This is a genomic window from Escherichia sp. MAL-1 (assembly GCF_052948035.1).
Genome location: NZ_CM129609.1, coordinates 1921514 through 1934467, shown reverse-complemented (window position 1 = coordinate 1934467; position 12954 = coordinate 1921514). Strand labels below are relative to the sequence as shown.

The 12954-nt window shown below is 47.1% G+C and carries 6 protein-coding genes and 2 pseudogenes; 7 read left to right on the top strand and 1 reads right to left on the bottom strand.

All coding sequences use genetic code 11. The features are described 5' to 3' along the window. Window positions 1-88: 88 nt before the first annotated feature. The 4 genes and pseudogenes from ACU8XX_RS09300 to ACU8XX_RS09285 all read left to right on the top strand — a co-directional run. Window positions 89-4405, top strand: a pseudogene (locus ACU8XX_RS09300) (inverse autotransporter beta domain-containing protein); the annotation flags it as partial. Between the two features lie 5 nt (window positions 4406-4410). Beyond that, window positions 4411-4488: pseudogene (locus ACU8XX_RS09295) on the top strand (inverse autotransporter beta domain-containing protein); the annotation flags it as partial. Continuing rightward, window positions 4457-5689, top strand: a complete 1233-nt coding sequence (locus ACU8XX_RS09290) for an Ig-like domain-containing protein (RefSeq protein WP_438590947.1) — start codon at window positions 4457-4459, stop codon at window positions 5687-5689. The pseudogene ACU8XX_RS09295 and the gene ACU8XX_RS09290, both read left to right, overlap by 32 nt. Window positions 5690-5692: 3 nt before the next feature. Beyond that, window positions 5693-7192, top strand: a complete 1500-nt coding sequence (locus ACU8XX_RS09285) for an Ig-like domain-containing protein (RefSeq protein WP_077252679.1) — start codon at window positions 5693-5695, stop codon at window positions 7190-7192. Between the two features lie 261 nt (window positions 7193-7453). On the opposite strand, the gene ACU8XX_RS09280 is transcribed toward ACU8XX_RS09285, so the two are convergent. Beyond that, complete coding sequence (locus ACU8XX_RS09280) at window positions 7454-8506, bottom strand: glycosyltransferase family 9 protein (RefSeq protein ID WP_000477906.1); 1053 nt, start codon at window positions 8504-8506, stop codon at window positions 7454-7456. Window positions 8507-8820: 314 nt separating this feature from the next. On the opposite strand from ACU8XX_RS09280, the gene shiA reads away from it, so the two are divergent. From shiA to ACU8XX_RS09265, 3 genes are all read left to right on the top strand, one after another. Next, the gene (gene shiA, locus ACU8XX_RS09275) at window positions 8821-10137 is read left to right on the top strand and encodes a shikimate transporter (protein ID WP_000378572.1); all 1317 of its coding nucleotides are present in this window, start codon (window positions 8821-8823) and stop codon (window positions 10135-10137) included. A gap of 101 nt (window positions 10138-10238) precedes the next feature. Next, on the top strand, window positions 10239-11693 hold the full coding sequence (gene amn, locus ACU8XX_RS09270) for an AMP nucleosidase (RefSeq protein WP_001060244.1): 1455 nt from the start codon (window positions 10239-10241) through the stop codon (window positions 11691-11693). A gap of 342 nt (window positions 11694-12035) precedes the next feature. Then, a complete protein-coding gene (locus tag ACU8XX_RS09265) occupies window positions 12036-12752 on the top strand; it encodes a YebC/PmpR family DNA-binding transcriptional regulator (protein WP_000532912.1) in 717 nt (238 codons plus the stop codon). Window positions 12753-12954 lie beyond the last annotated feature (202 nt).

Genomic DNA, 12954 nt, shown 5'->3' with positions numbered 1-12954 from the left:
CCAAAACTGCCTAACGAAAAGTTATTAATTTTCAATCATATTGCTATCAGGATTTACATTTTTTCGCTGTGCTAGAAAGGGCGCATTTATGTTAGCTCGTTCAGGGAAGGTAAGCATGGCTACGAAGAAGAGAAGTGGAGAAGAAATAAATGACCGACAAATCTTATGCGGGATGGGTATCAAACTACGCCGCTTAACTGCGGGTATCTGCCTGGTAACTCAACTTGTGTTCCCTATGGCTGCGGCAGCACAAGGTGTGGTAAACGCCGCAATCCAACAACCAGTTCCTGCACAAATCGCCATTGCAAATACCAATACGGTGCCCTACACCCTAGGAGCGCTGGAATCGGCCCAAAGCGTTGCCGAACGTTTCGGTATTTCGGTGGCTGAGTTACGCAAACTCAACCAATTTCGTACGTTTGCTCGAGGTTTTGATAATGTCCGCCAGGGTGATGAACTGGATGTCCCGGCACAAGTTAGTGAAAAAAAATTAACCCCGCCGCCGGGTAATAGCAGTGACAACCTCGAGCAACAGATAGCCAGTACTTCACAGCAAATCGGGTCTCTGCTCGCCGAGGATATGAACAGCGAGCAAGCGGCAAATATGGCGCGTGGATGGGCCTCTTCTCAGGCTTCAGGCGCAATGACAGACTGGTTAAGCCGCTTCGGTACCGCAAGAATCACGCTGGGCGTGGATGAAGATTTTAGCCTGAAGAACTCCCAGTTCGATTTTCTCCATCCGTGGTATGAAACGCCTGATAATCTCTTTTTCAGTCAGCATACTCTCCATCGTACTGACGAGCGTACGCAGATTAACAACGGCTTGGGTTGGCGTCATTTCACTCCCACATGGATGTCGGGCATCAACTTCTTTTTCGACCACGATCTTAGCCGTTACCACTCCCGCGCCGGCATTGGCGCGGAGTACTGGCGCGACTATCTAAAATTAAGCAGTAACGGCTATTTGCGACTGACCAACTGGCGCAGCGCACCTGAACTGGACAACGATTATGAAGCACGCCCGGCCAATGGCTGGGATGTACGCGCAGAAGGCTGGCTACCCGCCTGGCTGCACCTTGGCGGTAAACTGGTCTATGAACAGTATTATGGCGATGAAGTAGCCCTGTTCGATAAAGACGATCGGCAAAGTAATCCTCATGCCATAACCGCTGGACTTAACTATACCCCCTTCCCGCTGATGACCTTCAGCGCGGAGCAACGCCAGGGTAAACAGGGCGAAAATGACACCCGTTTTGCCGTCGATTTTACCTGGCAACCTGGCAGCGCAATGCAGAAACAGCTTGACCCGAATGAAGTCGCTGCACGGCGTAGCCTTGCAGGCAGCCGTTATGATCTGGTGGATCGCAACAACAATATCGTTTTGGAATATCGCAAAAAAGAACTGGTTCGCCTGACCCTGACAGACCCCGTGACAGGGAAGTCAGGAGAAGTGAAATCACTGGTTTCGTCGCTACAAACCAAATATGCCCTGAAAGGCTATAACGTCGAAGCCACCGCTCTGGAAGCTGCCGGTGGTAAAGTGGTCACAACGGGTAAAGATATTCTGGTTACCCTGCCGCCGTACCGGTTCACCAGTACGCCAGAAACCGATAACACCTGGCCGATTGAAGTCACCGCTGAAGATGTCAAAGGCAATTTTTCGAATCGTGAACAGAGCATGGTAGTCGTTCAGGCACCTACGCTAAGCCAGAAAGATTCCTCGGTATCGTTAAGTACCCAGACGTTGAGCGCGGATTCCCATTCAACCGCCACACTGACTTTTATTGCTCATGATGCAGCAGGTAATCCTGTTCTCGGGCTGGTGCTCTCGACGCGTCACGAAGGTGTTCAGGACATCACCCTTTCTGACTGGAAAGATAATGGTGACGGAAGCTATACCCAAGTCCTGACCACAGGAGCGATGTCTGGCACGCTGACGCTGATGCCACAGCTGAATGGTGTGGATGCGGCTAAAGCCCCCGCCGTGGTTAATATCATTTCTGTTTCGTCATCCCGAACTCACTCGTCAATTAAGATTGATAAGGACAGTTATCTCTCCGGCAATCCTATCGAGGTGACGGTAGAACTGAGAGATGAAAATGACAAACCTGTTAAGGAGCAAAAACAGCAACTGAATACCGCAGTCAGCATCGACAACGTGAAACCTGGTGTCACTACAGACTGGAAAGAAACCGCTGATGGCGTCTATAAGGCAACCTATACCGCCTATACCAGAGGCAGTGGGCTTACTGCGAAGCTGTTAATGCAAAACTGGAATGAAGATTTGCATACCGCTGGATTTATCATCGACGCCAACCCGCAGTCAGCAAAAATTGCGACATTATCTGCCAGCAATAATGGTGTGCTCGCCAATGAGAATGCAGCAAACACCGTCTCGGTCAATGTCGCTGATGAAGGAAGCAACCCAATCAATGATCATACCGTCACGTTTGCGGTATTAAGCGGGTCGGCAACTTGCTTTAACAATCAAAACACCGCAAAAACGGATGTTAATGGTCTGGCGACTTTTGATCTGAAAAGTAGTAAGCAGGAAGACAACACGGTTGAAGTCACCCTTGAAAATGGCGTGAAACAAACGTTAATTGTCAGTTTTGTCGGCGACTCGAGTACCGCGCAGGTTGATCTGCAGAAGTCGAAAAATGAAGTGGTCGCTGACGGCAATGATAGCGCCACAATGACCGCGACAGTCCGGGATGCAAAAGGCAACCTGCTCAATGACGTCAAGGTCACTTTCAATGTTAATTCAGCAGAGGCGAAACTGAGCCAAACCGAAGTGAATAGCCACGACGGGATCGCCACAGCTACGCTGACCAGTTTGAAAAATGGTGATTATAGGGTTACGGACTCTGTGAGCTCTGGTTCCCAGGCTAATCAACAGGTGAATTTTATCGGTGATCAAAGTACTGCAGCCCTGACCCTCAGTGTGCCTTCAGGTGATATCACCGTCACCAACACAGCTCCGCAATATATGACTGCAACCTTGCAGGATAAAAATGGCAACCCACTAAAAGATAAAGAAATCACCTTCTCTGTGCCAAACGACGTCGCAAGTAAGTTCTCGATTAGCAACGGAGGAAAAGGCATGACGGATAGTAACGGGGTTGCAATCGCCTCCCTGACCGGCACGTTAGCGGGCACGCATATGATCATGGCTCGTCTGGCTAACAGCAATGTCAGCGATGCACAGCCAATGACGTTTGTGGCGGATAAAGACAGAGCGGTTGTCGTTTTGCAAACATCGAAAGCGGAAATCATTGGGAATGGCGTGGATGAGACAACTCTGACAGCAACAGTGAAAGATCCGTCGAATCATCCGGTGGCGGGGATAACGGTAAACTTCACCATGCCACAGGACGTTGCGGCAAACTTTACCCTTGAAAATAACGGTATTGCCATCACTCAGGCCAATGGGGAAGCGCATGTCACGCTGAAAGTTAAAAAAGCGGGCACGCATACGGTTACCGCAACGCTGGGTAATAACAATACCAGTGATTCGCAGCCGGTAACATTTGTGGCGGACAAAACCTCGGCTCAGGTTGTCCTGCAGATGTCAAAAGATGAGATCACAGGTAATGGCGTCGATAACGCAACGCTAACTGCAACGGTTAAAGATCAGTTCGACAATGAGGTGAATAATCTTCCGGTAACATTCAGCTCAGCCTCTTCAGGACTCACCCTGACCCCGGGAGTAAGTAATACCAATGAGTCTGGCATCGCGCAGACCACTCTCGCAGGCGTTGCCTTTGGTGAGCAGACGGTCACTGCATCACTGGCTAATAATGGTGCCAGCGACCAAAAAACTGTGCATTTTATTGGCGACACAGCGGCGGCAAAAATTATCGAGTTGACGGCTGTGCCAGACCTCATAATCGCCGGTACCCCGCAGAACAGCTCCGGCAGCGTCATCACCGCCACAATCGTTGATAATAATGGCTTTCCGGTAAAAGGTGTGACTGTGAGCTTTACCAGCAGAACAAAATCTGCCGAAATGACGAACGGCGGCCAAGCCGTGACGAACGAACAGGGTAAAGCTACCGTCACTTATACCAATACCCGCTCCTCGAGAGAAACAGGAGCGAGACCGGATACCATTGAAGCTAGCCTGGAAAATGGTAGCTCCACGCTTAGCACGTCCATACAAGTCGACGTTGATGCGTCTACGGCACATCTCACCTCGCTATATACACTTTATGACACACAATTGGCAGGCGACGATACCACTCTGTACATTACGGTGAATGATAATTACGGCAATGGTGTACCCCTGCATCAGGTAACCCTCAGCGTTTCGCCGAGTGAAGGCGTGACCCTCAGTAACAACGGTATAAATACTACCAACCACGACGGCTATTTATACGCAAGCATGACCGCTACAAAAGCCGGGGTTTATCAAGTGACGGCAACCCTCGACAATGGCGATTCGATGCAACAAACAGTGACCTATGTGCCGAACGTAGCGAATGCTGAAATCACGCTGGCAGCCTCGAAGGATCCGGTGATTGCCGACAATAACGATATCACGACACTAACAGCAACAGTCGCTGATACAGAGGGCAATGCGATAGCCAACACTGAGGTAACATTTACTCTGCCGGAAGATGTGAGGGCGAACTTCACGCTGAGCGATGGCGGTAAAGCGGTTACTGATGCCGATGGCAAAGCGAAAGTCACGCTGAAAGGTACAAAAGCAGGCGCTCATACTGTTACAGCATCGATGGCTGGCGGTAAGAGTGAGCAGTTGGTGGTGAACTTTATTGCGGATACACTCACTGCGCAGGTTAATCTTAACGTTACCGAGGACAATTTTATCGCTAATAACGTCGGGATGACCAGGCTGCAGGCAACAGTGACTGATGGAAACGGCAACCCGTTAGCCAATGAGGCGGTGACATTCACGCTACCGGCAGATGTGAGCGCAAGCTTTACTCTCGGACAAGGCGGTTCCGCCATTACTGATATCAACGGCAAGGCTGAAGTTACACTGAGCGGTACAAAATCCGGCACCTACCCCGTGACAGTTAGCGTGAACAATTATGGTGTCAGTGATACGAAACAGGTGACTTTGATTGCCGATGCTGGTACCGCAAAACTAGCCTCATTAACCTCTGTATACTCTTTCGTCGTCAGCACGACCGAGGGCGCGACCATGACTGCAAGCGTCACTGACGCTAACGGCAACCCGGTAGAAGGCATAAAAGTTAATTTCCGCGGAACCTCCGTCACGCTAAGCAGCACCAGCGTTGAAACGGATGATCGGGGTTTCGCTGAAATTCTTGTGACAAGCACCGAGGTCGGACTGAAAACAGTTTCAGCCTCTCTGGCAGATAAACCTACTGAAGTCATCTCGCGATTACTGAATGCAAAAGCAGATATTAATTCTGCAACGATTACCAGTCTGGAGATACCTGAAGGTCAGGTCATGGTCGCACAAGACGTAGCAGTTAAAGCTCACGTCAACGACCAGTTTGGCAATCCGATTCTTAATGAATCTGTAACATTCAGTGCAGAGCCACCAGAGCACATGACCATCAGCCAAAATATTGTCTCTACTGATACGCATGGTATAGCCGAGGTCACTATGACGCCCGAAAGAAACGGTTCGTATATGGTGAAAGCATCCCTGGCGAATGGATCCTCTTATGAGAAGGATCTGGTGGTAATCGATTAAAAACTGACACTCTCGGCGTCCAGCCCGCTTATCGGTGTCAATTCCCCAACAGGTGCAACTCTGACGGCAACGCTAACTTCTGCAAATGGCACTCCAGTGGAGGGTCAGGTCATCAACTTTAGCGTAACGCCAGAAGGTGCGACGTTAAGTGGCGGAAAAGTGGGAACCAACTCTTCAGGTCAGGCTCCAGTCGTTCTGACCAGCAATAAAGTCGGTACATATACGGTGACTGCATCGTTCCATAACGGCGTAACAATACAGACACAGACAACCGTGAAAGTCACTGGCAACTCAAGCACCGCCCATGTTGCTAGCTTTATCGCTGATCCATCGACTATCGCCGCCACCAACAGTGATTTAAGTACCTTAAAGGCAACGGTTGAGGATGGCAGTGGTAACCTGATCGAAGGTCTCACTGTGTACTTCGCCTTAAAAAGCGGCTCTGCCACATTAACGTCATTAACAGCGGTGACAGATCAAAACGGAATCGCGACAACAAGCGTGAGAGGAGCGATAACGGGGAGCGTCACGGTAAGCGCAGTCACGACCGCTGGTGGAATGCAAACAGTAGATATAACGCTGGTGGCAGGCCCGGCAGACGCCTCAAAGTCAGTCCTTAAGAACAATCGGTCATCATTGAAAGGAGACTTTACCGATAGTGCTGAGCTACATCTTGTTCTGCACGATATATCAGGCAATCCGATCAAAGTTTCTGAAGGGCTGGAATTTGTGCAATCAGGCACTAACGTGCCCTATATGAAAATTAGCGCAATTGATTACAGTCAAAATATCAACGGTGATTACAAAGCCACCATTACAGGCGGCGGAGAGGGTATCGCAACGCTGATCCCTGTATTGAATGGTGTTCATCAAGCTGGTCTGAGTACCACAATACAATTCACTCGCGCAGAAGACAAAATAATGAGCGGTACAGTATCAGTCAATGGTACTGACCTACCGACAACTACATTCCCTTCGCAGGGGTTCACCGGGGCGTATTATCAGTTGAATAATGACAACTTTGCCCCAGGAAAAACGGCGGCTGATTATGAGTTTTCAAGCTCTGCCTCCTGGGTCGATGTTGATGCTACCGGTAAAGTGACATTTAAAAATGTCGGCAGCAATTGGGAAAGGATTACGGCGACGCCAAAATCAGGAGGCCCTAGCTATGTATACGAAATCCGTGTGAAGAGTTGGTGGGTGAACTCCGGCGATGCTTTCATGATATACAGCCTTGCTGAAAATTTTTGCAGTAGCAATGGCTACACACTTCCCCGTGCAGACCATTTAAACCATAGTCGTTCCCGAGGCATCGGGTCACTGTACAGTGAATGGGGAGATATGGGGCATTACACGACTGAAGCTGGTTTTCAATCAAATATGTATTGGTCATCTAGTCCCGCAAACTCAAGCGAACAATACGTAGTTTCCCTGGCAACAGGTGATCAAAGCGTATTTGAAAAGCTTGGGTTTGCTTATGCGACATGTTATAAAAACCTGTGATTTTCCGTTATAATTTCTTAAAGAGTGCTCCATTCGGAGCACTCTTTTTTACATTCCCTCTATAGAGCTTGCCCTTCTCTCACAGAAAATGAATAAATAAAACTGCTGCACCGCAAGAATCGCGTTCGATGTGACTATGATCGTATCCGGTGAGTACAGCTTTGATCCAAAGGCTGGTTTTCTGTGATGATTGACCAGCCTCAGAGTATTGATGACACCACCGTTCATAACAGATCGGCATTACTATGCATAAGTACTGTCTCATATTCTCGCCAAAACACTTTTTAATGCCTTTGCGAATTCATCCAGACTTATATTGTCAATTTTTTGCCCAACGACGACTGACTCCGAAACATCGGCCATTGCGGGCCATCGCGTTTTGTAATCAGCATAAATTGCAACAACGGGAGTATTATAGGCACTTGCCATATGTAATATTGAGGTGTCAGGAGTTATTGCGATATAAGCATCTTTTATGATTGCTGCTGAACGTTTAATCGAGGGTGATAAGGATAAACGGTAGACATTATTATAACAATCCACTAATACCCTGGCTTTATCTTCCCCTTTTGGTCCATGAACGATCACTATTGGTATATCTGTTTCACTTTGAATTTTTGCTATTAGATTTTCTGCAATCGATAATGAAAATGTACGTTCCTGCGAGCTACCTTCTAAATTAAGCGCAATGTAAGATCCTAACGATCGCATTTCCTCGCGCACCTCATCGAGTACATCCTCACTTAGTGGCAATTCATATATTGGCCTGACTGCTGGAAAACCCGCCTCACGCATCATAAATGCCCATGTCATGGGTACAGGAGCCCGGAGATTCTGATCCATCCGGGACGCGTTCTTGCACAAAGGGGAGTAGCACTTCATGGTTAAACCAACAACCTGAAAATTCGTTTTTGCTTTTAACTGACTGATAAATATCATCGTTTTCAGGTTCTTTTTACGCATCGCCTCTATACAAAGATCCGGCGTACCGTATTGCTGTGTTATGTTCTTTGCTAAATCTTTTATTTCTTTTAATGTTGCGTGATCCTGCATAGTCATTGTGACTAATGTTAATTTAGTCTTTTCAAGTTTAAGTGCATTAAACACTTCTAAATTAATTGTCGACGTAACAATTAAAAGATGCTTAATTTTATGCAATTCAAGCGCCCGAATAACAGGAAAGATGGCCATAGCATCGCCAATCTGGTCGGGAATATGGATAACAACAAACTCTGTTTTTTCAATATTAAAATTATAAGCTTTATAATCGTAGTAACTAAATGCAATACGTCTCAACAATGATGCTAAAAACATACCTAACCTCGCCTCCCTACTGGTTATAATGCATTGCAGTCTATCAGACTCATCATGGCGCAATTTTGTGCATATGCGGACTTTTATGTTTCATATCTCGAACCTGTGGGTCCTCTGCTTAATCCTTAAACAACACCAGCAACTCCTGCGCTTTCATCTTCCAGCGAATTTTTCATGTTGCCGTTAATCGGCCATAAAATCATTTGCAGATGCGCTCTGTCGAGGTAGTCTCATAAGGTTCGTTTATAGATCGACGGCAATGTGAGTTACCTTTTCCATACTAATTATAAAAAGACAGTACAAACAGGATCATTATGGACTCCACGCTCATCTCCACTCGTCCCGATGAAGGGACGCTTTCGTTAAGTCGCGCCCGACGAGCTGCGTTAGGCAGTTTCGCTGGTGCCGTCGTCGACTGGTATGATTTTTTACTCTATGGCATTACCGCCGCACTGGTGTTTAATCGCGAGTTTTTCCCGCAAGTAAGCCCGGCGATGGGAACGCTCGCCGCATTTGCCACCTTTGGCGTCGGATTCCTTTTCCGTCCGCTCGGCGGTGTCATTTTCGGTCACTTTGGCGACCGACTGGGACGTAAGCGCATGTTAATGCTGACCGTCTGGATGATGGGCATCGCGACAGCCTTGATTGGTATTCTTCCTTCCTTCTCGACCATTGGGTGGTGGGCACCTATTTTACTGGTGACGCTGCGTGCCATTCAGGGATTTGCCGTCGGCGGCGAATGGGGAGGCGCGGCGTTGCTTTCCGTTGAAAGTGCACCGAAAAATAAAAAAGCCTTTTACAGTAGCGGTGTACAAGTTGGCTACGGTGTAGGTTTACTGCTTTCAACCGGACTGGTTTCATTGATCAGTATGATGACGACTGACGAACAGTTTTTAAGCTGGGGCTGGCGCATTCCTTTCCTGTTTAGCATCGTACTGGTACTGGGAGCATTGTGGGTGCGCAATGGCATGGAGGAGTCCGCGGAATTTGAACAACAGCAACATTATCAAGCTGCCGCGAAAAAACGCATCCCGGTTATCGAAGCGCTGTTACGACATCCCGGTGCTTTCCTGAAGATTATTGCGCTACGACTGTGCGAATTGCTGACGATGTACATCGTTACTGCCTTCGCACTTAATTATTCAACCCAGAATATGGGGTTACCGCGCGAACTTTTCCTCAATATTGGTTTGCTGGTAGGTGGATTAAGCTGCCTGACAATTCCCTGTTTTGCCTGGCTTGCCGATCGTTTTGGTCGCCGCAGGGTTTATATCACAGGCGCGTTAATCGGAACGTTGAGCGCATTTCCTTTCTTTATGGCGCTTGAAGCACAATCTATTTTCTGGATAGTTTTCTTCTCCATAATGCTGGCAAACATTGCGCATGACATGGTGGTGTGTGTGCAACAACCGATGTTTACCGAAATGTTTGGTGCCAGTTATCGCTATAGTGGCGCTGGAGTCGGTTATCAGGTTGCCAGTGTGGTTGGCGGTGGATTTACACCTTTTATTGCCGCTGCACTCATCACTTACTTTGCCGGGAACTGGCATAGCGTCGCCATTTATTTGCTGGCTGGATGCCTGATTTCCGCAATGACCGCTTTGTTGATGAAAGACAGTCAACGCGCTTGATAGCCTGGCGAAGATCATCCGATCTTCGCCTTACACTTTTGTTTCACATTTCTGTGACATACTATCGGATGTGCGGTAATTGTATGGAACAGGAGACACACATGAATAATAAGGGCTCCGGTCTGACCCCAGCTCAGGCACTGGATAAACTCGACGCGCTGTATGAGCAATCTGTAGTCGCATTACGCAACGCCATTGGCAACTATATTACAAGTGGCGAATTACCTGATGAAAACGCCCGCAAACAAGGTCTTTTTGTCTATCCATCACTGACCGTAACCTGGGACGGTAGCACAACCAATCCCCCCAAAACGCGCGCATTTGGTCGCTTTACCCACGCAGGCAGCTACACCACCACGATTACTCGCCCTACTCTCTTTCGTTCGTATCTTAATGAACAACTTACGTTGCTGTATCAGGATTATGGTGCGCATATCTCTGTGCAACCCTCGCAGCATGAAATCCCCTATCCTTATGTCATCGATGGCTCTGAATTGACACTTGATCGCTCAATGAGCGCTGGGTTAACTCGCTACTTCCCGACAACAGAACTGGCGCAAATTGGCGATGAAACTGCAGACGGCATTTATCATCCAACTGAATTCTCCCCGCTATCGCATTTTGATGCGCGCCGCGTCGATTTTTCCCTCGCACGGTTGCGCCATTATACCGGTACGCCAGTTGAACATTTTCAGCCGTTCGTCTTGTTTACCAACTACACACGTTATGTGGATGAATTCGTTCGTTGGGGATGCAGCCAGATCCTCGATCCTGATAGTCCCTACATTGCCCTTTCTTGTGCTGGCGGGAACTGGATCACCGCCGAAACCGAAGCGCCAGAAGAAGCCATTTCCGACCTTGCATGGAAAAAACACCAGATGCCAGCATGGCATTTAATTACCGCCGATGGTCAGGGTATTACTCTGGTGAATATTGGCGTGGGACCGTCCAATGCTAAAACCATCTGCGATCATCTGGCAGTGCTACGCCCGGATGTCTGGTTGATGATTGGTCACTGTGGCGGATTACGTGAAAGTCAGGCCATTGGCGATTATGTACTTGCACACGCTTATTTACGCGATGACCACGTTCTTGATGCGGTTCTGCCGCCCGATATTCCTATTCCGAGCATTGCTGAAGTGCAACGTGCGCTTTATGACGCCACCAAGCTGGTGAGTGGCAGGCCCGGTGAGGAAGTCAAACAGCGGCTACGTACAGGTACTGTGGTAACCACAGATGACAGGAACTGGGAATTACGTTACTCAGCTTCTGCACTTCGTTTTAACTTAAGCCGGGCCGTAGCAATTGATATGGAAAGTGCAACCATTGCCGCGCAAGGATATCGTTTCCGCGTGCCATACGGGACACTACTGTGTGTTTCAGATAAACCGTTGCATGGCGAGATTAAACTTCCCGGCCAGGCTAACCGTTTTTATGAAGGCGCTATTTCCGAACATCTGCAAATTGGCATTCGGGCGATCGATTTGCTGCGCGCAGAAGGCGACCGACTGCATTCGCGTAAATTACGAACCTTTAATGAGCCGCCGTTCCGATAATAAGTTCTGAACCTTCTCATCAGAAATAGATGTGAAGGATTAAGTAAGACATCTGGCAAATAGCCTGCAATCAACGCGGGCTGTTTGCTTCCTTGGGCAGATGCGAGTTTCATTATCGTCTTAATGATTTCCGCATATTAAAAGCATGTATGCTTTCAAAATATAATTATAAAAAATCCCGCCAACAACATTAGTTTTTATAAAACAAAATATAAGATTATGGCTTTAGAATATTTTTATTTCTAATAGACGAGATTTTTCCGGTTATGATATAATATGCTGATTTAACACATGTTAACGATTTACCAGTAATGTAAATAAATTTTCGAGGAGATCATTCCAGTGGGACGTAAATGGGCCAATATTGTTGCTAAAAAAACGGCTAAAGACGGTGCAACGTCTAAAATTTATGCAAAATTCGGTGTAGAAATCTATGCTGCTGCTAAACAAGGTGAACCCGATCCAGAATTAAACACATCTTTAAAATTCGTTATTGAACGTGCAAAGCAGGCACAAGTTCCAAAGCACGTTATTGATAAAGCAATTGATAAAGCCAAAGGCGGCGGAGATGAAACGTTCGTGCAGGGCCGTTATGAAGGCTTTGGTCCTAATGGCTCAATGATTATCGCCGAGACATTGACTTCAAATGTTAACCGTACGATTGCTAACGTTCGCACAATTTTCAATAAAAAAGGCGGCAATATCGGAGCGGCAGGTTCTGTCAGCTATATGTTTGACAATACGGGTGTGATTGTATTTAAAGGATCAGACCCTGACCATATTTTTGAAATTTTACTTGAAGCTGAAGTTGATGTTCGTGATGTGACTGAAGAAGAAGGTAACATTGTTATTTATACTGAACCTACTGACCTTCATAAAGGAATCGCGGCTCTAAAAGCAGCTGGAATCACTGAGTTCTCAACAACAGAATTAGAAATGATTGCTCAATCTGAAGTTGAGCTTTCCCCAGAAGATTTAGAAATCTTTGAAGGGCTTGTTGATGCCCTTGAAGATGACGACGATGTACAAAAAGTTTATCATAACGTCGCAAATCTCTAATTATCTTTTAAAGAAATCTGTCTTTACGGCAGATTTCTTTAATCTCATATAATTCTTATAAAAAATATAATATTCAACTCGTCATATTGATTATACCCCCCCGTTCCCAGAGAAATAATATTTATTAAAATTCCAGTTCTTCTTTTTCTGATTACAGAAGGCAAAGTGGCAATTACGCATAGTTTCCCGATAAAGACGCGAT